The sequence below is a fragment of the Deferribacter thermophilus genome (genome assembly GCF_049472675.1).
In the GTDB taxonomy this organism is placed as follows: Bacteria; Chrysiogenota; Deferribacteres; order Deferribacterales; family Deferribacteraceae; genus Deferribacter; species Deferribacter thermophilus.
In genome coordinates, this window is sequence record NZ_JAPNXM010000003.1 from 126,668 (window position 1) to 148,445 (window position 21,778).

26 protein-coding genes, 2 tRNA genes and 1 riboswitch are annotated in these 21,778 nt (G+C 30.5%); of the genes, 22 read left to right on the plus strand and 6 right to left on the minus strand.

Annotated features, from left to right (window positions below; genetic code table 11):
* Positions 1 to 192 precede the first annotated feature (192 nt).
* The 6 genes from OWM07_RS04100 to OWM07_RS04125 all read right to left on the minus strand — a co-directional run bounded on the left by OWM07_RS04100 (position 193) and on the right by OWM07_RS04125 (position 3,233).
* A tRNA-Met gene (locus OWM07_RS04100) sits at positions 193 to 266 on the minus strand.
* A 36-nt stretch (positions 267 to 302) separates the two neighbouring features.
* Positions 303 to 379, minus strand: a tRNA-Met gene (locus OWM07_RS04105).
* A gap of 83 nt (positions 380 to 462) precedes the next feature.
* Entirely contained in the window at positions 463 to 843 is a 381-nt protein-coding gene (locus tag OWM07_RS04110) for a PAS domain-containing protein (protein WP_423302401.1), read from the minus strand.
* Between the two features lie 31 nt (positions 844 to 874).
* The gene (larE, locus tag OWM07_RS04115) at positions 875 to 1,618 is read right to left on the minus strand and encodes an ATP-dependent sacrificial sulfur transferase LarE (RefSeq protein ID WP_423302402.1); all 744 of its coding nucleotides are present in this window, start codon (positions 1,616 to 1,618) and stop codon (positions 875 to 877) included.
* Between the two features lie 26 nt (positions 1,619 to 1,644).
* Entirely contained in the window at positions 1,645 to 2,385 is a 741-nt protein-coding gene (locus tag OWM07_RS04120; protein WP_423302403.1) for an ABC transporter permease, read from the minus strand.
* The gene (locus OWM07_RS04125) at positions 2,382 to 3,233 is read right to left on the minus strand and encodes an ABC transporter ATP-binding protein (protein WP_423302404.1); all 852 of its coding nucleotides are present in this window, start codon (positions 3,231 to 3,233) and stop codon (positions 2,382 to 2,384) included. The genes OWM07_RS04120 and OWM07_RS04125 overlap by 4 nt, the downstream gene beginning before the upstream one ends.
* Before the next feature lie 48 nt (positions 3,234 to 3,281).
* Positions 3,282 to 3,477: riboswitch (cobalamin riboswitch) on the plus strand.
* An 82-nt stretch (positions 3,478 to 3,559) separates the two neighbouring features.
* Between OWM07_RS04125 and OWM07_RS04130 the strand changes: the two genes are divergently transcribed.
* The 22 genes from OWM07_RS04130 to cobJ are packed head-to-tail and all read left to right on the plus strand — an operon-like array spanning position 3,560 to position 21,749.
* The gene (locus tag OWM07_RS04130; protein WP_423302405.1) at positions 3,560 to 4,894 is read left to right on the plus strand and encodes a cobyrinic acid a,c-diamide synthase CobB; all 1,335 of its coding nucleotides are present in this window, start codon (positions 3,560 to 3,562) and stop codon (positions 4,892 to 4,894) included.
* Positions 4,895 to 5,869: a sirohydrochlorin cobaltochelatase gene (locus tag OWM07_RS04135; protein WP_423302406.1), complete on the plus strand. Its 975-nt coding sequence runs from the start codon at positions 4,895 to 4,897 to the stop codon at positions 5,867 to 5,869. It abuts the gene before it with no gap.
* The gene (locus tag OWM07_RS04140; protein ID WP_423302407.1) at positions 5,866 to 6,807 is read left to right on the plus strand and encodes a FecCD family ABC transporter permease; all 942 of its coding nucleotides are present in this window, start codon (positions 5,866 to 5,868) and stop codon (positions 6,805 to 6,807) included. Before OWM07_RS04135 ends, OWM07_RS04140 begins: the two co-directional genes overlap by 4 nt.
* Complete coding sequence (locus OWM07_RS04145; protein ID WP_423302408.1) at positions 6,808 to 7,539, plus strand: ABC transporter ATP-binding protein; 732 nt, start codon at positions 6,808 to 6,810, stop codon at positions 7,537 to 7,539.
* Positions 7,484 to 8,278 carry an ABC transporter substrate-binding protein gene (locus OWM07_RS04150; protein ID WP_423302409.1) on the plus strand — a complete coding sequence of 265 codons (795 nt, stop codon included), beginning with the start codon at positions 7,484 to 7,486 and terminating at the stop codon, positions 8,276 to 8,278. The genes OWM07_RS04145 and OWM07_RS04150 overlap by 56 nt, the downstream gene beginning before the upstream one ends.
* Positions 8,275 to 9,036: a uroporphyrinogen-III C-methyltransferase gene (gene cobA / locus OWM07_RS04155; protein WP_423302410.1), complete on the plus strand. Its 762-nt coding sequence runs from the start codon at positions 8,275 to 8,277 to the stop codon at positions 9,034 to 9,036. The genes OWM07_RS04150 and cobA overlap by 4 nt, the downstream gene beginning before the upstream one ends.
* Positions 9,024 to 9,731: a precorrin-2 C(20)-methyltransferase gene (gene cobI, locus OWM07_RS04160; protein ID WP_423302411.1), complete on the plus strand. Its 708-nt coding sequence runs from the start codon at positions 9,024 to 9,026 to the stop codon at positions 9,729 to 9,731. Before cobA ends, cobI begins: the two co-directional genes overlap by 13 nt.
* On the plus strand, positions 9,724 to 10,341 hold the full coding sequence (locus OWM07_RS04165) for a precorrin-8X methylmutase (RefSeq protein ID WP_423302412.1): 618 nt from the start codon (positions 9,724 to 9,726) through the stop codon (positions 10,339 to 10,341). Before cobI ends, OWM07_RS04165 begins: the two co-directional genes overlap by 8 nt.
* Positions 10,334 to 11,035, plus strand: coding sequence for a precorrin-6A reductase (cobK, locus tag OWM07_RS04170; RefSeq protein WP_423302413.1), 702 nt, complete (start codon positions 10,334 to 10,336; stop codon positions 11,033 to 11,035). Before OWM07_RS04165 ends, cobK begins: the two co-directional genes overlap by 8 nt.
* A 20-nt stretch (positions 11,036 to 11,055) precedes the next feature.
* Positions 11,056 to 11,772 carry a cobamide remodeling phosphodiesterase CbiR gene (gene cbiR / locus OWM07_RS04175; protein WP_423302414.1) on the plus strand — a complete coding sequence of 239 codons (717 nt, stop codon included), beginning with the start codon at positions 11,056 to 11,058 and terminating at the stop codon, positions 11,770 to 11,772.
* Positions 11,735 to 12,232 (plus strand): bifunctional adenosylcobinamide kinase/adenosylcobinamide-phosphate guanylyltransferase, encoded by a 498-nt coding sequence (cobU, locus tag OWM07_RS04180; RefSeq protein ID WP_423302415.1) that lies wholly within the window; start codon positions 11,735 to 11,737, stop codon positions 12,230 to 12,232. Before cbiR ends, cobU begins: the two co-directional genes overlap by 38 nt.
* 13 nt (positions 12,233 to 12,245) lie before the next feature.
* Positions 12,246 to 13,319, plus strand: coding sequence for a nicotinate-nucleotide--dimethylbenzimidazole phosphoribosyltransferase (cobT, locus tag OWM07_RS04185; protein WP_423302416.1), 1,074 nt, complete (start codon positions 12,246 to 12,248; stop codon positions 13,317 to 13,319).
* On the plus strand, positions 13,309 to 14,022 hold the full coding sequence (gene cobS / locus OWM07_RS04190) for an adenosylcobinamide-GDP ribazoletransferase (protein ID WP_423302417.1): 714 nt from the start codon (positions 13,309 to 13,311) through the stop codon (positions 14,020 to 14,022). The genes cobT and cobS overlap by 11 nt, the downstream gene beginning before the upstream one ends.
* On the plus strand, positions 14,015 to 15,076 hold the full coding sequence (locus OWM07_RS04195) for a pyridoxal phosphate-dependent aminotransferase (protein ID WP_423302418.1): 1,062 nt from the start codon (positions 14,015 to 14,017) through the stop codon (positions 15,074 to 15,076). Before cobS ends, OWM07_RS04195 begins: the two co-directional genes overlap by 8 nt.
* Positions 15,066 to 16,511: a cobyric acid synthase gene (locus OWM07_RS04200; protein WP_423302419.1), complete on the plus strand. Its 1,446-nt coding sequence runs from the start codon at positions 15,066 to 15,068 to the stop codon at positions 16,509 to 16,511. Before OWM07_RS04195 ends, OWM07_RS04200 begins: the two co-directional genes overlap by 11 nt.
* Complete coding sequence (cbiB, locus tag OWM07_RS04205; RefSeq protein ID WP_423302420.1) at positions 16,504 to 17,451, plus strand: adenosylcobinamide-phosphate synthase CbiB; 948 nt, start codon at positions 16,504 to 16,506, stop codon at positions 17,449 to 17,451. Before OWM07_RS04200 ends, cbiB begins: the two co-directional genes overlap by 8 nt.
* Complete coding sequence (locus OWM07_RS04210) at positions 17,432 to 17,887, plus strand: precorrin-2 dehydrogenase/sirohydrochlorin ferrochelatase family protein (protein ID WP_423302421.1); 456 nt, start codon at positions 17,432 to 17,434, stop codon at positions 17,885 to 17,887. The genes cbiB and OWM07_RS04210 overlap by 20 nt, the downstream gene beginning before the upstream one ends.
* The gene (cbiD, locus tag OWM07_RS04215; protein ID WP_423302422.1) at positions 17,884 to 18,858 is read left to right on the plus strand and encodes a cobalt-precorrin-5B (C(1))-methyltransferase CbiD; all 975 of its coding nucleotides are present in this window, start codon (positions 17,884 to 17,886) and stop codon (positions 18,856 to 18,858) included. The genes OWM07_RS04210 and cbiD overlap by 4 nt, the downstream gene beginning before the upstream one ends.
* Entirely contained in the window at positions 18,851 to 19,489 is a 639-nt protein-coding gene (gene cbiE, locus OWM07_RS04220) for a precorrin-6y C5,15-methyltransferase (decarboxylating) subunit CbiE (RefSeq protein ID WP_423302423.1), read from the plus strand. The genes cbiD and cbiE overlap by 8 nt, the downstream gene beginning before the upstream one ends.
* Positions 19,486 to 20,268 (plus strand): precorrin-4 C(11)-methyltransferase, encoded by a 783-nt coding sequence (cobM, locus tag OWM07_RS04225; protein ID WP_423302424.1) that lies wholly within the window; start codon positions 19,486 to 19,488, stop codon positions 20,266 to 20,268. The genes cbiE and cobM overlap by 4 nt, the downstream gene beginning before the upstream one ends.
* Positions 20,228 to 21,019, plus strand: coding sequence for a cobalt-precorrin 5A hydrolase (locus tag OWM07_RS04230; RefSeq protein WP_423302425.1), 792 nt, complete (start codon positions 20,228 to 20,230; stop codon positions 21,017 to 21,019). Before cobM ends, OWM07_RS04230 begins: the two co-directional genes overlap by 41 nt.
* Positions 21,012 to 21,749: a precorrin-3B C(17)-methyltransferase gene (gene cobJ / locus OWM07_RS04235; protein ID WP_423302426.1), complete on the plus strand. Its 738-nt coding sequence runs from the start codon at positions 21,012 to 21,014 to the stop codon at positions 21,747 to 21,749. The genes OWM07_RS04230 and cobJ overlap by 8 nt, the downstream gene beginning before the upstream one ends.
* Positions 21,750 to 21,778 lie beyond the last annotated feature (29 nt).

Here is a 21,778-nt window from a genome sequence, read left to right on the forward strand (position 1 = left end):
TTGAATGGTAAAAATGAGGGTAAATAAGGTTAAATAAAAGTAGTTAAAAGTAAATAAATTATATAAATAGCAAGAAATTATAGATGATTTATAATCATTTTAATTGCCGTTATTTACTTTAGAAGTGTCCGAAAAGTGTCCGAAAGCGAAAGAAGCAAAACAGAACTAACTGATACTTTTGAAGAAAAAGAATGGCGGCACAGGGACTTGAACCCCGGACCCTGCGGATATGAGCCGCATGCTCTCACCAGCTGAGCTATGCCGCCATATAAAAAAACCGGCAAAGTGCCGGATTGTTTACTTGGTTGCGGGGGCCGGATTTGAACCGACGACCTTCGGGTTATGAGCCCGACGAGCTACCAAACTGCTCTACCCCGCGTCAGCGAACTGTCAATATATAATTATTTTTCAAATTGTCAAGCACTTTTTAAAAGACTTATATCTTTTTTATAAATAAAGATGTTATCCCTTTATTTTTCTATCTGTTACATCTCTAATTATAGAAAAACAGTAAAGAATTTTATTATTTTTATCTTTTATGATAGTTATTGTAAATTCGATAAATATTTTATCACCATTTTTGTTAATGGCTGGTACCTTTAATAAATCAGAATCACTATACTTACTCACGCCTGAATCCATAACCTCATAAAATCTCTCCCAGTGTCTTTCTCTTAAATTAGTGGGAATTATTAAATCTAAACTTTTATCTATAGCCTCATCCTTTAGATATCCAAAAATTCTTTCTGCACCTTTATTCCAATACTTAATAACACCTTTATTATCTACAGCAATTATAGCATCAGCAGCTTGTTCTATAAATTTTAATAAAAATCTTTCCATATTTAATTCCATTTTTTTTAAATGTGATTATTTATAAATTAAAATTTATTTCATTAACTTTCAAATATTTTTTAATCACCGAAGTTACATAATCTTTATCATTAAAGCTAAAATCTATAGGTGCTTTTTTAAATTCCACTACAATCTTACTTGAATATAATCTAACTCTAATAGTGGGATATTTAAATCTAAGCTCATCTTCTACTCTTTCAACAACCCTAAGTTTTTCCAAAGTAATTTTATCTTCCATAATCCTGGTAGCAGCACAGGACTCCACAGTAAAATAAATTCCAGCTATATTTTCCAATATCTTCGTTTCATTTTTTGCAAAACTTTTACCCAAAGAGTTTTCTAATAAAGGTGATTTTACATTTAATTCTTCCAAAGCCTTTAATCCTGGCCGATAATCATCTAAATCATCAACATTAGTCCCATCAAAAACTACATCAGCACCTATATAGTCCTTTATCTCAACTAACTTATTTAAAACCCCTTTTTTACAATAGTAACACTTATCCTTAGGATTATTCAAAAACTCCTCTGAAAAGTCCACATAAAAAGGGATCCAAGAAACATTAAAAAATTTAGCAATGTTAAAAGCATTATTAATCTCATATAAAAAAACATTTGGATTAACACATGTTGCAGCAACAACATTTTCTTCACCCAAATATTCAACAGCTAATTTTAACACAGCTGCACTATCTCTCCCGCCACTCAAAGCAACTACACAACTTTTGAAATTTTCAAAATATTTTTTTAGCAAATTTGACATCCTTACCTCTTAAATGCTTAAGTTTTTTATGCAGTTTCTAAATTATTTACTATTCTTATTGCAATTAAATACAAAAAGATCACAATAACAAATAATATGAAAACATAATAAAAAGAAATTGTTTTTAAAAGTAAAGAATTTCTAATCAAACTTGTTGAGTATGTCAGTGGAAAAGCATAAGCTATATATTTTACTACAACAGGCATTTTATCCACAGGATAGAAAGTACCAGATAAAAAAATCATAGGTGTAATAACAAAAGTGTTAACACTAAATTGATCCCCATGATTTTTTACAATTAAAGCAATTATAAATCCAAGTAATGAAAATGTTACAAGATGTAGCATTACGGAGAAAATAAAATATATGCTTATATTAAGTTTAACCCCAATAATTATACCATAAACTAAAACTATTGTTACAGGGACTACCCCTTTTGTAATTCCATATAATACTTCCCCAATCACAATCTGCCACTTAGGTATAGGTGCCAGTAAAAATTCATCAAATACTTTAAAATAAAATCTCGAAATATTAATTTCTGTAGATATACCATAGGCTTGATTCATCGAGCTCATAGTTATCAATCCCGGGATTAAAAAAGAGACATAACTAAAACCATCAATTTGAGAACTTCTGCCAATACCATAGCCAAAAGCTAGTAAAAACAAAAGGGGGGAAATAGCACTTGACAAAATTACTTTCCAGAACCTCGATTTTAAAACTAACAACTCCCTTAAATAAACGCCATAAACCCCTTTAATCATACCTCTATTCTCTTACCAGTTAATTTTAAATATACATCTTCCAAATTTACTTCCCTAATTTTTGCAGAGCTTATAGCTTCCATAAATTTTAATTTTTCAATAGCTTTACTCTTAGTATCAAAATATTCCTCAACAGTCTTACCATCTTTAAAAATTTCTAAAACATACTTTCCTAATTGATTTTTTAAGTTTTCAGGTTCGCCTTGCTTTATAATTTTCCCTTTATCTATAAAATATACATAGTCTGATAAAAGTTCAGCTTCTTCAATATAATGCGTAGTTAAAACTACAGTACACCCCATCGTCTTGTTAATATTTTTGACAAAATCCCATATATGCCTTCTGGTTGCTGGGTCTAAACCAACTGTAGGCTCATCCAAAAACAATATCTTTGGATTATGTAGCAGTGCTCTACCAATGACAAGCCTTCTCTTCATCCCTCCAGAGAGTTTTCCAGCTTTTTTATTTTTTTGATTAAATAAACCAGTAAATTCTAAAATCTCATTAATTTTCTTATCTCTTTCAAACTTTTTTAGCCCAAATAAAATGGAATGAACCAATAAATTTTCATAAACAGTTAAATCTCTATCAATATTATTTTGCTGCGGCACTACTCCCAATAATTTCTTTATATCTTTATTGTTATAATTAAATTTTAAATTACCGTAGAAAATATCTCCATCATCTGCCTTGAGAAGCCCTGTTAGTATATTTATTGTCGTAGTTTTACCAGCTCCATTAGGGCCAAGAAGTGCTGTAATAGTACCTTCTTTTATTGTAAAAGATAGACCTTTTAGAGCCTCAACACTTCCAAAACACTTTTTAAGATTATCAACCCTTATTTGCATTCCTTAGAAAATAATTAAAACAATTCTAATTTTCAAGAAATTATTGAAAAAAATTTTTTATTCGGGTATTGGTTTATTAGGCACAAGGGAAGTCCGGTGAAAATCCGGCGCTGTACCCGCAGCTGTGAGCTGGACGAAAGCCCATTGAGCCACTGCTGAGCACCTAATATATAGGTGCTTGGTGGGAAGGCGGGCGAGTAGGATGAAGGCGAGCCAGAAGACCTGTGCCTCACCCAAATTATGGGTGTAAGTGTCCCCGGGTATTGGGACCGGAGTGCGTTAGAAATTTGGCTCTCCGGTCTCAAAAACGAGGCTGGAGAGTGCAAGTGGTTAAAAAAGCAGTTTTAATAGCATCTGATAAAAGTGGCTCAGGGAAAAGCCTTTTTACAATTTTTTTATCAAGATATTTCACTTTAAATCATAAATCTGTTTTACCTTTCAAGTGTGGCCCCGATTATATTGATACACTCCACCTAAAGCATCCTACTGGAAATAACGCTTATAATTTAGATACAGTACTGATAAATAAAGAAAAATTAAAACATAATTTTTTATTAAAGCTTAATAGCTATGATATGGCAATAATTGAAGGGGTAATGGGCTTTTATGATGGAATAGATTATAAAACTTTTGCTGGTAGCACCTACGAAGTGGCAAAACTGCTCAACCTCCCAGTCTTATTCATATTGGATTCAAGCTCAACATCTTTTACAATTGCTTCAAGGATAAAAGGTTTGATTAGTTTAGGTGGAAATATCAATGTGGCAGGTGTTGTTTTAAATAATGTTGGCTCTAAAAAACATGAAAAAATGCTAATAAACGCAATAGAGTATCACACTGATTTAAAAGTCTTTGGTGCTATTCCAAAAATGAAAGATTTAGTTTTACCTTCAAGATATTTAGGTATTTATACAGCTTTTGAAGTAGAAGAAAATCTTTATGATAATATTGTTAATACTTTTTCAAATTATGTTGATGTAGAAAAAATTTATGAAAATATCGACTACATTTATAATAAAGTATCTATTAAGAAAAAGTCAAAAACTAAAAATAAAAAAGCCTATATTGCCTTTGATGAAGCATTTAATTTTTATTATCAGGATAATATAGATTTTCTAGAAGAAAATGGATTTCAAGTTATCAATTTTTCCCCTTTAAAAGATGAATTACCTGAAAATCCTGATTTTATATATTTTGGTGGAGGATATCCTGAACTTTATGCTGAGCAACTTTCAAAAAACTTAAACCTTAAAAATTATATAAAAGAAGCATCCAAAAAAGGGGTACCTATCCTTGCAGAGTGTGGTGGGATGATGTTTTTATCAAATGGGATAAAAGTAAAAAATGAGTTTTTTGAAATGTGTAAACTGTTTGATGTAAATGTTGAAATGACTGATAAAAGACAAGCCTTAGGTTATGTAAATGTTACCTCATTAAAACATACTGATTTATTTGAAAAGGGTGAAAATTTCATTGGCCATGAATTTCATTATTCTAAAATAAAAGAGTGTAATGAAGATTTTGTTTTTGAAATCAAAAAACTTACTGACAATAGTGTTAACTATGATGGATTTGTAAAAAATAACACTCTTGCAAGTTATACCCATTTTCATTTTTTAAGCGACAATTGCATAATAAAAAATATAATTGGGGGGTGTTAGATGAAAAAAGTTATTATTTTTATTTTTGCAGCAATACTCTTAACGACAGGAGTTAGTATGGCTAAAATGGAAAAGAATAAAACAGAAAAAACAGCAATTGTAATTGCAAGCTTTGGCACAACTCATCCTTCAGCATTAAAATCTATTATCAATATAATCAATATGGTTAAAAATGAATTCCCCAATACCGAAGTTAGAGTAACTTTTACTTCAAATATTATAAGAAAGATATGGCAAAAAAGAAATAAACACCCTGAAGAGTGGATAAAAAAAGGGGTACCAAAAGAGATTTTAAATGTAAAAGGGGTTATTGCTACATTAGGTGATTTGTCTGACGAAGGGTATAAAAACATTGTTATCCAGCCAACACATATTTACCATGGTGAAGAGTTCTCTGACCTTTTAGAATATGCTAGAGGCCTAAACTCTATTCAAACAATTAAAAAGAGATGGAAGCCATTTCACAAAATCGTGGTGGGTCGCCCAGCACTCGGAACTTATGGTGATAAATACGATTATCATGAAGATATAAAAGAGGTAGTAAAAGCATTAAAAAGTGATGTGGAGTTAGCGAAAAAACATAATGCTGCACTTGTCTATATGGGGCATGGGAATGAATTTTATTCCACTGGTGCATATATTGAAACAGAAAAAGAGTTTAATATACAATATCCTGATGTAAAAACATTTATAGGTGTTGTAGAAGGTTATCCTAGTCTTGATGATGTAATAAAAAAGTTAAAAGAACAAAAAGTCAAAAAAGTGATTTTAAAACCATTCATGGTGGTAGCTGGTGATCATGCAAAAAATGATATGGCAGGGGATGAACCTGATTCTTGGAAAAATGTTTTGAAAAAAGAAGGGGTAAAGGTTATCCCTGTAATTGAAGGGCTTGGTTCTAACAACGATTTTGCAAAGATTTTTTTAGAGCATTTAAAAGATGCTGCAAAGGATGGTGGGATTAATCTTAAATGAATAAATTTATCGTAGCTTTGATAATTACAATCATAATTTTTTCCTTTTCTTTGACAAATGGTGCAGTAAGTCTTAACAATTTGACATTGCAGTTATTATTAAATGTGAGATTACCAAGGGTTTTGACAGCTTTTATTATAGGAGGGATGCTTTCACTTAGTGGCTCTATTTTACAGCTAATATTAAGAAACCCTTTGGCAGATGGATTTACCACCGGTATTTCTGCCTCAGCAGCGCTTGGTGCAGCAATAAGTATCGGTTTAGGATTAAATATATCATTCACCCCTATTATTGCCATCCTGTTTGCATTAATAGGCTTATATATTGTATTTAGGCTTACCAATATTGATAAATCATTTCACTATACCACCATTATACTGGCTGGAATTATTTTAAATATAATATGCTCGGCGATTATAAGCTTTTTGAAATATTATTTTGATGAATCTTTAGGCTCAATTATCTATTGGCTGATGGGGGGATTTTATGATGTATCCTACCTAAAGGTTTTTATTCTTTTGCTGGTGCTAATTTCAAGCTTTCTCATTCTTATTAAAAATAGTTTTAAACTAAATATCTTAGCCTACGACTATAAAACTGCAAACTCACTTGGCATTGATGTGGCAATTACCAGAAAAAAACTTTTTATAATAGTTTCCATACTTATTGCTTTTGCTGTGAGTTTTAGTGGTATCATTGGTTTTGTCGGCCTTATTATCCCGCATATTGTTAGGGGGCTTTTTAAGCCTGATATGAAAACCCATTTAATCTATTCTACGCTATTTGGAGCAAATTTCCTTCTTCTATCAGATACAGTTTGCAGAATAATCATCCCTTCTGGTGCAGAACTGCCTGTAGGTGTAGCCACCTCATTTTTTGGTGGGGTTTTCTTCCTGTTTTTAATGAAATATAAATTAAAAAATATCTGGTATGGGTAAATGAATATCATTGATATTAAAAATTTAAATGCAAAAGTTGGAGACTTTACATTAAAAATTGATAATCTAACTGTATCAAAAGGGGGAAAAATAGCTCTATTAGGTGAAAATGGTGCTGGTAAAAGCACTCTGCTTGATATCATCAGTGGAGTAAATAAAAATTTTACAGGTGAACTAAATATCTTAAACAAACAAATTTCTAACTATAAACCTATTGAGCTTGCAAATTTAATCTCTTATTTACCCCAGTTTTCCGAAATTATTTTTGGGTTTGATGTTTTTGATACCGTATTATTTGGAAGATATCCCAAAACCTTAGGCAAATTTGATGATTACGATATTGAAAAAACTGAGTTGTGGCTAAAAAAACTGGATATTTATCATTTGAAAGATAGAAAATTTAATGAGCTTTCTGGTGGAGAGAAAAAACGAGTAATGCTTGCAAGAGTTTTAAATCAGGATACGGACATTATTTTACTTGATGAGCCCTTTTCTATGCTTGATGTTAAGCATACAAAGACAGTTAAAGAGATTTTAGCAAATGAGAACAAAAGCATAATACTATCATCACATGACATCAATATCTTAAAAGGGTTAGTAGACGAGATAGTATTTTTAAAAAAAGGGGAAATCCTTTGCAAAGTAAATATTAACGATTTAAACAAGGAGATTTTGAATGAAGTTTTTGAAGTGGATTTTAAATGTATTGATGGTTTTTATTTTATTGACTAATAGCAGTTTAGCTTATGAAAGGGTAATTTTATTGTCTCCAGCCTGCGCTGATATTTTTATAAAGTTAGGATTAAACAATAAAGTTGTAGGTATTACAAAGCATATAAAAGGTTTTGATAACGCCGTTAAAGTGGGTTCTCACCTAAAACCAAATTTAGAATTAATGCTTTCTTTAAATCCAGATTTAATTATCTATTCAAACAATCGTTTCTTACCAAACAGTTTGGATAAATTTCACATAAAAACATACAAATATGATCCAAAAACTATCAAAGAAATATTTGAGCAAATAAAAGAGATAGCTTATATGATGAATGTATCTGAATCTGGCAATAATTTAATAAATGAATTAAAAAATAAACTATCCAAGATAAAAAAGCTGAACAAAAAGCCCAAAGTAATATATGAAATCACACAAACACCCTATATAGTAGCAGGGAAAAACAGCATAATAAATGATATCATAAAAAAGGCTGGTGGGATAAACGCGATAGATATAAATAAAAAACTTGTCAAATTTTCTATCGAAAAGGCCATTTCGCTAAATCCTGATATCTATATTTACCAAGTTGGTCCTATGAACAAAGCCCCAACCCCACCAGATAAAAGGCCACTTTTTAGAAACATGAAAACTATTTTTATCAAAGTAAATGAACTTGATTTTGCAAGAGCAAATACAAAAACAATAGATAACATCCTTTTTTTAAATAACATTTTTTACAATTGGAGCTTAAAATGAGAAAACTTATCCTAATTGGAGCAGGCTTAAATAAAGATTTAATAACATTAAGAGGTTTAAATAAGCTTAAAGAAGCAGACATCATTTTGTACGACAGGTTAGTGGATAATAGTTTGTTGGATGCAGTAAATTGTGAAAAAATATTTGTTGGTAAAACCCCTTACAAACCAAGTTGTTCTCAATGTGAAATTAACAGCTTGATAGAAAAAGCTCTTTTAGAAGATAAAACCGTAGTTAGGTTAAAAGGTGGGGATGCTTCTATATATTCTAGGAGCCTTGAAGAGATTGAAGTAGCCAGGAAGTGTAATGCTTTAATCGAAATAGTCCCTGGAGTTACTACAGTATCACAATTTGTTGCAAAATTAGAAACAGCTCTTACTGCAAGAGGGATTTCTTCTGGTGTAATTTTCATAACAGGTCACAAAAAAGATGGTGAGCTAAATGAAGCATACAACTGGAAAGCAATCGTGGATTTAAACATGAGTATAGTAGTCTATATGGGAGTTAAGAATTTTATGAAAATATTAAAATTATTGGTAGAACATGGGTTAAACAAAAAAACTCCAGTTGCTATTGGTGAAAAATTAGATTTTGAAGATGAAAAAATAATCGTCTCAGATGTTGAAAACCTACTGAACTCTAATTTTGAGATTGAATTCCCTGCAATAATGCTAATTGGTGAAGTGGTTAAATTTTCCAACTTTTTTACAAACAGTTTTGCCATTAAAGGTGAAGGGTGCACAAAATGCAAAAACTAATATATGCAATCGGATTAGGCCCTGGAGATCCAGAGCTTATTACTTTAAAAGCTTTAAATATTTTAAAAGATTCAGATGTTGTAGTTACTCCTCAATCAGATAAAAATGGCAGAAGTCTGGCAAAAGAGATTATCAGCAAACATGTTTCTTCCTCAAAAATTTACACATATTATTTTCCTATGAATAACGATAAAAATTTACTTGATAAAAGATATAAAGAATTAGCTGAAAACATAAACGACTTTTTATCTGAAGGGAAAATGGTTTCTTATGTTACAATTGGCGATCTTTCCATATACAGCACTTTTAATTATCTAGAGAAAAAGTTAAAACTTTTTGATATAGATGTAATTAAAATCCCTGGTGTCCCATCCTTTATTGCTGCTGCAAATAGAATTAATGAAAATTTAGTAATAAAAGATGAGTCTTTTTGTGTAGTAGAGCTTTCAAACAATTTAGATAAACTGGATGATTTATTAAGTAATTTTTCTACAGTAGTGATAATGAAAGTGCATAAAAGGTTAAATGAGCTAATAGCTTTTGTCAAAAATAACAATTTAGTAAAAAAAGGTTTTTTAATAGAAAGGGCAACTTTGCCAGAAGAGAGGATTTTTGACCTATTATCAGATGATATCCCTAATGATGCTGGTTATCTATCCACCGCAATCCTTTTTAGTGAGGTTAAAAATGGATAAAGGTTTATCAATAGAAAAAGAGAGTTTTGATATTATAGAGCAAAATGTAGATTTATCAAAATTTAGTGACGAAGAAAAAGTTGTAGTAAAAAGGGTTATTCATGCATCAGGTGATTTTGATTTTGCTAAACTGATTATTTTTTCTAATAACTGGCTTACAAACTTTAAAAAAATCATGCAGACAAAACCAGCAGTGGTATGCGATGTAAATATGGTAAAAGCTGGAATTACAGATAAATATTTAAAAGTTAGTGGACTAAAAACACACTGCTTTATTTCAGATGAAAACATTAAAGATCTTGCAAAACTTGAGGGGAAAACGAGAGCTGAAACTTCTATTGAACATGCTTTTGAAAACTTTGATAATATAATCTTTGTTATTGGAAATGCCCCAACAGCTTTACTAAAGGTTATAGAATTAAATAGTTTATATACTGATAAAAATATATTTGTTGTTGGATTCCCTGTGGGTTTTGTAAAAGCTGCAGAATCAAAGAAGATGCTCACAAAAACTGATATCCCATTTATAACAAATAAAGGGACAAAAGGTGGCAGTGGTATAGCAGCAGCAGCTTTTAATGCCATGATAAAGGTGTGCTTTAATGTGTAAAAAAATACTTATTTTGGGTGGAACATCTGATACTGAAAAATATTTAAATCTAAACTTAAACAACAAAAAAGAGTACATAATTTCTGTAGCTACAGAATATGGGTATAAACTGTTTTCTAAAAAGTTTGGTAAAGATAAAGTTATTTTAAAACGATTTGACCAAAAAAGTTTAGAAGATTTTATCAAAGAGAACAATATTTATAAAATTGTAGATACTACCCACCCTTTTGCAAAAGAGATTACAAAAATTGCTAAAGATGCTGCAAATACCTTAAATATCACATACGAATCCTTTATAAGGGTAAGTGAGATAAGTATTACTTACAAAAAGCTAATATATGCAAACTCCTTAAAAGAAGCCATCACATTTTTAAAAGAGAATGATTTTAGAAAAATCTTGTTAACCATTGGTAGTAAAATGATAAAACATTTTTCTTTCTTAAATGAAAAAGCCTATGTCAGGATACTCCCCTTTGAGCAATCCATAAAAGATGTATTAGAGGCTGGATTTGATTATGATAAAATAATAGCAATTCAGGGTCCATTCTCTAAAGATTTTAATAAAGCTATTATCAAAGAGTTTGACATAGATTTGTTAGTAACAAAAGTAAGTGGAAAATCTGGTGGTTTTGAAGAAAAAGTAGAAGCTTGCAGGGAAATGGGGATTTTTTGTTTAGCAATTAAAAACTGGTAGCTAAATAAAGGAACTAATATATGAAAAAAGAGATACCAAAATTAGCAACAACTTCATTTATTTATCAGGATACAAGGATAATGAATGTATTAAAGCTAAAGCATCTTTTTGATGAAATAGAATTGCTTTTTTTTGAAAGTAAAAGAGAGTATGACCAGTTAGATAAAAATGAATTAACACTGCTAAAAAAAATAGACACAAAATACTCTGCTCATCTTCCTTACGATAGAAATTTAAATAATCCTGATGATTTGGAGTATATGATTTCATTCATCAAAAATCTAACTTCTTTAAATGTTTCATACTTTTTTCTTCACTCAAATGGAGATGATTTTGAATCCATTGAAAAAATTTGCCATTTAAACCCATCAGTTTTGATAGAAAATACAGTGTCTTCAAATATTTTTGATAGTCTAAAAAATACTAAAATCAAATATTGCTATGATATCGGCCACTCTTTACTTAATAATGAAAACCCTTTTGAAATTATTAAAAAGTATGGTGAGAAAATAAAATATATTCATTTACATGGTGTTAATGCTGATAAAGACCATCAGGAAATATGCCATTTGGATCTAAACCTTGTTAAATACATTTTCGATTTTGCAATAGATTACAATGTTACAATATCAATAGAACTTTTTGATTTCTCAAAATTATTAAACAGTCTCAATTATTTATTGGAGGTATTTAATAAATATGGTTACTCTTATCACAGGTGGAATCAAAAGTGGTAAAACTGATTTTGCTACTAAATTGGCTTTAAAATATACCAACCGGGCATACTTAGCTACTGCAGAGCCAATTGATGAAGAAATGGTAAAAAGAATCAATAAACATAAAGCTGAAAGAGGTAATCTTTTTCATACAATAGAAGAGCCCATCAATATACATAAAGCATTAAAAAATAATAGTGATTTTGAAGTAATTTTAATTGATTGTATGACTACATGGCTTGCAAATCTTTTCCATTATCAAAAAGATATTGAAGAATACACTACTTATTTATTGCAGACAATGGGTAGTCTAAACTTTGATATAATAATCATTACAAATGAAGTGGGCTTTGGAGTAATCCCAGCAGATAGTATGACAAGAAAATATGTGGATACACTGGGGATATTAAATCAAAAAATTGCTGCTTTGGCTGATGAATGTTATTTGTTAGTCTCAGGTATCCCAATAAAAATAAAATAAATAAGGAGGGTTTATGCCTTTAGAAAATATTCTAAAAGAAATAGCACCAACAAACCAAGAAATTTTTGAAAAAGCTAAAGAAAGGACTTCAAATTTGATAATGCCTTATAGAGCAATGGGGATGCTCAATGATATTTCTGAAAAAGTTTGTGCAATTAGAGAAACATTAAAGCCATCAATTAACAAAAGAGCAGTTTTTGTAATGGCTGGTGATCATGGAGTGGTAGAAGAAGGTGTAAGTGCCTTCCCTCAGCAGGTAACTTGTGAAATGATAAAAGCTTTTGTAAATGATATAGCCACAATCACTGTTTTGGCAAGGCAAAACAATTGTAGCACTATCGTTGCTGATGTGGGTTCAAAATGCAACATCAGTGAAAAGGAGCTAAAAGGTTCTAACAAATTCATAGTAAAAAAAGTTAAATACGGTACAAACAACTTTACAAAAGAACCTGCAATGACAAGAGAAGAGGCTGAAAAATCCATATTGACAGGTTTTGAAATCGCTTCAGAAGAGATAAAATCTCAAAAGTTAGATGTAATTGCCACAGGGGACATGGGGATAGGTAATACAACTCCATCTTCAGCTATTGGAGCTGTCATAACAGGTAAAAGTGTTGAAGAGATGACAGGAAAAGGGACAGGTATCACATCTGATTTATTACAAAATAAGATAAATGTTATTAAAACTGGGATAAATTTACACAAACCCAATCCGGATGATGCAATAGATATCTTGTCAAAAGTTGGTGGTATCGAAATAGGTGCAATTGCAGGCGTAATCCTTGCTGGGGCCTACCACAAAATCCCAGTTATTATCGACGGATTAATATCAACAGCAGGTGCATTAATAGCTTATAAACTCTGCCCAACTGTAAAGGAGTATATGTTTGCAGGACACATGTCAGAAGAACCAGGGCATAAATATATGCTGGAATATTTAGGACTGAGCCCATTATTAAGACTTAATATGAGGCTTGGAGAAGGGACTGGAGCAGTATTGGCAATGCATATATTAGATGCTGCTGTAAATATCATCACTGAAGTTGCAACCTTTGAAGAAGCAGGTGTAAGTAAAAGTGATATTTAAAGATTATTTTGAAAAGTTTATAAACGCACTGACATTTCTTACTATAATTAAAATTAACCAAAAATCATTTGATGCCAGTGGCTCTTTACTATTTTATCCTCTTGTTGGTTTATTAATAGGTTTATTAGTTTATTTAGCTGGGTTGATAAATCAAAATTTAGCCCCCCTGTTTATGTTGGTAGTCTCGGTGATAATCACCGGGGGGCTTCATCTTGATGGACTGGCTGATACTTTTGATGCCTATTTTTCTCACAAAGACAAAGATAAAATGCTTGTTATTATGAAAGATAGTAGAATTGGAGTAATGGGGGCTTTAGCACTAATACTCGTTATGCTATCAAAATTTGTAGCTTTTGCCAATTTAAGCAAACCTTTAACTATCATTTTACCATTTGCATATTCCAGAGGTAGTATGATATTTTTAATTGATTCATTACCTTACTTAAAGGAAAAAGGGACAGCAAAAGCCTTTTTCAATAACTCTAATACAAACAACAAATTTATCTTTTATTTAATATCTATACTACCTATATTTTACGGAGTAAAATTTTTTTTACTTTTCAATTTAGCTTTCATAATTACCTTTGTTTTACTAAAAAATTACCATCGTAAAAAGATAGGTGGAATAACTGGGGATATCATTGGTGCTACCTGCGAAATAATCGAAACAGTTTTGTTAGTTATAGGGGTGCTAATTGGATAGTTTCATACATGGCGGCAATATATTCTATTATGCCAAACTATTAGGATGTAATGCTAATGAAATCATTGATCTAAGTAGTAATATTTCTCCTTTTGTGAATGAAAATATATTTGAATTCATTAAAAATCAGATATCAAGTTTAAAAAATTTACCTTCCTCAAATGCTTTTATCCTAAAAGAGGCTCTTGCTAATAAATATGACAAAGATATGGAAAACTTTGTTGTTGGTACTGGAACAAGTGAAATTATAAAAAATTTATGTTTAATTAATAGTGGGAAAAAAGCCCTAATAATAGCTCCAACATATATTGATTATGAAAAATACTGCAAACTGTATAATCTTGAAATAAATTTTCATTTTGCCAGTGAAAAGAGAAATTTTGCTATTAACTTTCAAGAGTTAGATTTTTCCACATTCGATATAGTGTTCATTTGCAATCCAAACAACCCCACAGGGTATTATATAGAAAAAGATGACATATTGAGGATTGCTAAACGGTTTGAAAACTGCATGTTTGTTATTGATGAATCATATCTTCCATTTATGAGTAATAGCGATAATAGAAGTTTACTTTTTGAAAAAAGTAAAAATATTATTGTCTTAAGGTCATTTTCAAAAATTTACGGCCTTGCAGGTCTAAGAATTGGCTATGCCTTCTCTTATAATAAAGAAATTATCAGAAAAATTGAAAAACATTGTCTCGAATGGGGGGTAAACAGCTTAAGTGAGGTAGTAGGAAAATACCTTCTTTCTATAAAAACAGATAAAATTGCATCAAAAATAAATGAAATTAAGAATTATCTTTACGAAGAATTAAAAGATTGCAAAAACATCAAGCTTTTTTCCTCCACTACAAATTTTGTTTTAATAAAATTATATCATTTAAATAGTGAAAAGGTTTTCAATAAACTTTTATCAAATAAAATTTTAATTAGAGATTGCAAAAATATCAGAGGGCTTGATGATTCATTTATTAGACTAGCAATAAAAGATTTAGATTCTATGAAATATTTTTTAAGCATTTTTAAAAAGATAGTGGGGTGTGAAAATTAAACACATAATGATTCAGGGCACCAGTTCCAATGTGGGTAAAAGTATAATAACTGCAGGGATCTGCAGGATGCTTGCAAATAAAGGTTATAAAGTAGCTCCATTTAAAGCACAAAATATGGCACTGAATTCTGGAGTAACATTCGATGGGTTAGAAATGGGGCGAGCTCAAATACTGCAAGCTGAAGCATGCAAGATTTTACCAGATGTTAGGATGAACCCCATTTTATTAAAGCCAACCGGAGGTGGGAAATCTCAGGTAATCAGGCTTGGCAAACCTTATAAAACAGTCTCTTACAAAGATTATTATAAAATGTATGAAGAAAACTTAAAAATAGTAAAAGAGGCATTTTATTCACTTTCAAAGGAATTTGATATAATCGTATTAGAAGGGGCAGGCTCACCAGCAGAAATTAACCTCCAAAAATTTGATATAGTAAATATGAAAATGGCAGAGATTGCTGATGCCAAAGTGTACATAGTGGGTGATATTGATAGAGGGGGAGTGTTTGCTGCATTTAAAGGCACTTATGACTTAATACAACCTCAATATAAAAAACTTGTGAAAGGGTTTATCATCAATAAATTTAGAGGAGATTTGTCTCTTCTCAAACCTGGCATTGATGAATTTAAAAATTTTTGTGAAATACCTATAATAGGTGTTATCCCATATTTTGAACATAATTTAGAAGATGAAGATTCACAAAATCTTTTTACAAAGAAAAACAAAAAAAATGGTGAAATATTATTGAATATTGGAATAATAAAATTGCCCCACATTTCCAATTTTACAGACTTTCAACCTCTTGAAAATATAGAAAAAATCAATGTAGCTTATGTTACAAAACCTGAAAACTTAGAAAACTATGATTTTATTATCATACCAGGTTCTAAAAACACGATCTCTGATATGGATTATTTATTAAAAAAAGGTTTTTATGAGCAACTTAAAAAATTATACGGCAAAAAATGGATTATGGGAATTTGTGGTGGTTTTCAAATGCTTGGCAAAAAAATTATTGATAGTTTAGGTGTTGAAAATAAAGGTGAAATAAAAGGTTTTGGCTTTATAGATATGATTACCGAAATGAAAGAAGAGAAAATATTAAAAATAGGAGAATATTTACCAGCAAATGGTTTCTTAAAAAACAGTATTCATGGCTATGAAATACATCATGGAAGTACAATCATAAATGATAGAGATGTAATAGATATTTTAGAAAACAAAGGTTTACTTGTTTTTAATAAGAAAAACAAAATAATTGGCACTTATTTACATGGGATTTTTGAAAATTCTGAGTTTTTGCAATTTATTTTTAAACTTTTTAATAAACAAATAGTAATAAACAAAACCTATAAAGAGTTAAAAGAAGAAACCTTAAACAAACTAGCTGATTTAATTGAAAATAGCATCTTTGGAGATCTCATTAATGACTGACATATTGGTGTTAGCCATTTTGATAGATATAGTCTTTGGTGAGCTACCAAATAAAATACATCCTGTAGCAATTATCGGCAAATTAATATCAATCTATGAAAACATTTTTTACAACCTCAAAAACAAATTTTTAGGTGGTTTTTTACTTTTTATTTCAACACATTTTACAATACTTTTTGTCATTTTTTTGTTATTAAAAATTATAAAATCAAATTATCTACTTTTTGCGCTAAAAGTATTTCTTGTATACTCCTCTATTTCTGTTAAGGGGATGATAGATCATGCGATGAAAATCTATCAAGCTTTATCGATAAACATTAATTTAGCTAAAGAAAATTTAAAACTAATCGTTAGTAGAGATGTTGAAGCAATGAATGAGCAGGATATTATAAAATCAACAATTGAATCTGTTGCTGAAAATTTCAATGACTCTTTTTTTGCACCAATTTTTTATGGAGCAATTTTTGGTATATACGGTATCATTTTTTATAGAATTACAAACACACTGGATGCAATGGTTGGGTATAAAAATGAAAAATATATAGAATTTGGTAAGTTTTCAGCCAAAAGTGATGATATCCTAAATTTTATACCTGCAAGGTTGCAAACAGCTGTTTTGTTACCAGTTGCTCAAATTTTATTTAGAAATGGATTAAACGCTTTAAAAATTTATAAAAAATTTAGAAATTCATTACCAAGTCCAAATGCAGGTTGTGGAATATCCCTTTTTGCTGGAGCATTAAACATAACTCTTGGTGGAAATACATATTATTTTAGAAGGTTAGTAGATAAGCCATTGATTGAAGGTGGTAGCGATTTACTTACAAAACAAAAGATTTTGGATGCCATATTCCTATATCTTTATAGTGCAATTTTTACTGTATTACTTATTATTATTTTTAAATTGTTATGGAGTCCAAATGTTCCCTTTACTCTTTAAATTATCTGATAAAAAATTACTATTTATTGGCGGAGGAAATGTAGCAAAAAGAAAACTTCTATCAATTTTGAATCAATCAAGCCCTGAAGTGACAATAATTTCCAAAGAATTACACCCTGATATAAAAAAGCTTTTATCTTCAAATAAGATAACCTGGATAAACTCAAGCTTTAAAGAAGAATTGTTAAAAGAAAAATACGACTTTGCTTTTATCTGTACAGATGATAAAGAATTAAATACAAAAGCAGCTTTAATTTTAAAAAAACTGGGAACTCCTGTAAATATTTGTGATAACAAAGAGTTATCAGATTTTTTTATGCCAGCAGTTATCTCACAAGATGATATTATTATATCAGTATCAACAAAAGGTAAATCGCCAGCTTTAGTAAAAAAGCTAAAAGAAATTATATCAAAAACCTTAAAAGGGCTTAAATGAAAACGGGGATAACAACAGGCACTGCAGCAACGGCAGCAGCAAAAGGTGCTCTAATCTATAAGTTAACAGGAAATATTGAAAAAGAGGTAGAAGTAATTTTACCTGATGAAAGTTCTATAAAAATCCCTCTCATTTTCAAAAATAATCTTGTAGGTGTAAAAAAATGGAGTGGGGATGACCCTGATGTTACAGATGGGATAGAGATTTTTGCATCTGTAAAGATATTAAATGAAAACCGCATTATTATAAAAGGTGGAGAAGGTGTAGGTGTTGTTACCAAACCTGGTTTACAGATACCTGTTGGTGAGGCTGCAATAAATCCAGTCCCAAGAAAAATGATAGAAAAAAACATAAAAACTGTTTTAAATAATAATCAAGGGGTAGAAGTCACAATAATTGTGCCAGAAGGGAGAGAAATTGCAAAAAAAACCTTTAATGAAAGGCTTGGAATAACAGGTGGTATATCCATCATAGGGACAACAGGAATAGTAAAACCGATGAGTGTTGATGCCTTGATTGAAAGTTTTAAATGTGAAATTGATGTTTTGCTTGCGCAAAGATACAATTTATTGTGGCTTGTCCCTGGAAATATTGGAGAAAAATGCTTATCAAAAGAGAATATAACCCCTTCAGTTATGGTGAGTAACTATTTTAATGAAGCATTCAAATATCTTAAAGATAAAAACATCAAGGAGATAGGTGTAGCAGGGCATCCAGGGAAAATAGCAAAGCTTGCAATGGGGTATTTTAATACACATTCTAAAAATTCACCTCAGGCAAACCGATTTGTAAAAGAAGTTTTAAATATTGATTACGATTTTAATACAATAGAAGAGATATGTAATAAATACTCTTTTGATAAAATAGCCTATTTAGTAAGCAAAAAAATAAAAGAAAGGTTTCATTTTACAAAAGTATCGGTAAAATTATTCGATATGAAATGCAATAAAGTAGGAGAATATCTTGAATAAAAACATCTATATAATTTCTGCTGGTTGTGGTAGTAAAGAGTATCTAACATTAAGAGCTATTGAGATTGCTAAAAAGGTCGATTTTTTAATAGGTGCAGAAAGGTTTAAAGATTTTTTCCCAGATAAAAAGTATATAATTTTAAATAACCTTATAAAAGATACCATCAATATCTTAGAGAATGAAAAAGAGAAAATTGTGGGTGTTGTAGTATCAGGTGATGCTGGCTTTTTCTCTTTAGCTAAAATAATTTATACAAAATTTCAAAACAGAATAATTGAGGTAATACCTGGTATTTCCAGTATGCAGCTTGGTATGGCAAGGCTGTTTAAAACCTATGAAAATATTGAGTTTTTCTCATTACACGGAAGAAATACCCCATTTGAAAATTTTAAGAAAAGGGTAGATGTTTGTCTAAAGCAAAAAAAAGATCTTTATGTATTAGATGATGGTAGCAACCAATTTTTCGAGTTTTTATCCAAATATAAGGAGATTTTAATCCTTTTTGATATTTATATTTTAAACAATCTCGGTTTGCCAAACGAAACCATATATAAATTAAAATCTTTAGATGATTTAATAAACATCAAATTAGAATTATATGCCATCTATTTGGAGGTAAAAGATAAATGAACAAAGTTTTTTTTATTGGCGCAGGGCCAGGGGATCCAGAACTAATTACTGTAAAAGGGATGAAAGTGCTTACCAAATCAGATGTTGTTATTTATTCGGGTTCACTGGTAAATAAACAAATCTTGGAGTATGCACCAGCACATTGTAAAATTTATGATTCTTCAAAAATGAATTTAACACAGATTGTAGAAACAATAGAAAAATTTTATTTAGAAGGAAAACTTATTTCAAGATTACACACTGGTGATCCATCAATTTATGGTGCAATATATGAACAGATGTTAGAACTTGATAAAAGAGGTATCCCTTATGAAATTATACCAGGTGTAACAGCACTATTTGCAGCAGCAGCAAAACTAAAAATTGAGCTAACAGCTCCAGAAATTTCACAAACTGTAACCATCTCAAGGGTTGAAGGGAAAACCCCAGTCCCACAAAAAGAATCATTAGATTTACTCACAAAGCACGGTGGCACCTTTGCTTTTTATCTATCAGCTTCTAATGCAGAAAAAATAAAAGAGACTTTTTTAAAAAATGGATGGGAAGAAAATACCCCAGTAGCTATATGTCATAAAGTTTACTGGGATGATGAAAAGATTTTAAATACCACTTTAGGTAATTTAGTAAACACACTCAAAGAAAACAGTATTAAAAAGCATACACTTATTATTATTGGTAAAATTTTAGATAGAAATAGCATAGTAAAATATTCAAAGTTATACGACGAGGATTTTGAACATGGATATAGAAAAAAAGGTTGCAGTAATAGCAATAACTGAAAAAGGTGCATTATTAGCCAGCAAAATATCTGATGAGCTAGAGCTAAATGGCACTTTATTTTTGCCTGAAAAATTTAAAGGGAGAATCGAAGCTACATATTTTCAAGAATTACAAGAAATTTATAAATTCTGTTTTGATAATTTCAAAGGTATTGTAGCAGTAATGGCTCAAGGGATTGTTACAAGGATGATAAATGGGCTCATCAAGAGCAAATATACTGACCCTGCTGTTGTGGTTTGTGATGAAGTAGGCAGATTTGCTATCAGTATGTTATCTGGACATGAAGGAGGGGCTAACGAGCTAACTTTTCTAGTAAGCTCAATTACAGGTGCAGAACCAGTGATAACAACTGCAAGTGAGGCAAATAAAATTTATGTGGCAGGTTTAGGCTGCAGAAAAGGGGTAGATAAAAAAACTATAATTGAAGCAATATGTTATGGTTCAAAATTAGCTAATATTTCCACAAATGACATAAGAGTCATTGCCTCCTGCTGGCACAAAAAGAATGAAATCGGGTTAATCGAAGCTGCAAAAGAGCTAAATTGCTATCTTAGATTTTTACCAAAAGAGTTATATCAAAATAGCTTATACTGTTTTAAAGAATCAACAGCTAAAAAATATTTAGGGATTAAAAGTGTAGCTGAACCATCAGCTTTACTTGCTGCAAGAAATCCCACTTTAGTTTTAAATAAAACCATTTTTAATGGTGTCACAATAGCAATTGCAAAGGAGAATTTGATAAATGGGTAAATTATTTGTTGTAGGTATTGGTCCAGGCAAGCATGACCTTATAACCAAAAGAGGATTGGATGCCATTTTATCTAGTGATTTAATCTGTGGTTATAACAAATATATCGAACTGATTGACTCTTTAATTGGTAATAAACCCATCTTTTCAAATGGGATGAAAGGGGAAATTGAAAGGGTTAAGTTTGCATTAAACAAAGCAAAATCTGGCAAAACAGTATCTTTGGTATGTGGTGGTGATTCATCTCTTTATGCTTTAGCATCACTTGTTTTTGAGTTAAGTGAAGATTTTGAAAATATCGAAATTATACCAGGTATTACAGCTGCTTTATCAGCCAGTGCAAGACTTGGTGCACCAATCTGCGAAGATCTGGTAATCCTTTCACTATCTGATTTACTAACCCCATTTGAAATCATAAAAAAACGGATAGATGCAATAAATATAGGAGATTTTGTAACAGCAATTTACAACCCCAAAAGTAAAAAAAGGGATAAATATTTAAAAGAGGTATTGGAGTCCTTCTATCATCAAAGAGGAAATTTGATTTGTGGTATAGTAAAAAATTGTGAGAGAGATAATGAGATTGTAAAAATTACTAAAATTACTGATTTTGACTATGATATCGTAGACATGTCAACTGCCGTAATTGTCGGTAACACTAAAACTTATATAAAAAATGGAAAAATGATAACCCCCCGCGGCTACTTAACAAAATATGAACACAAGTTATGACTATAATTTTATTTCAAACATAATTAATA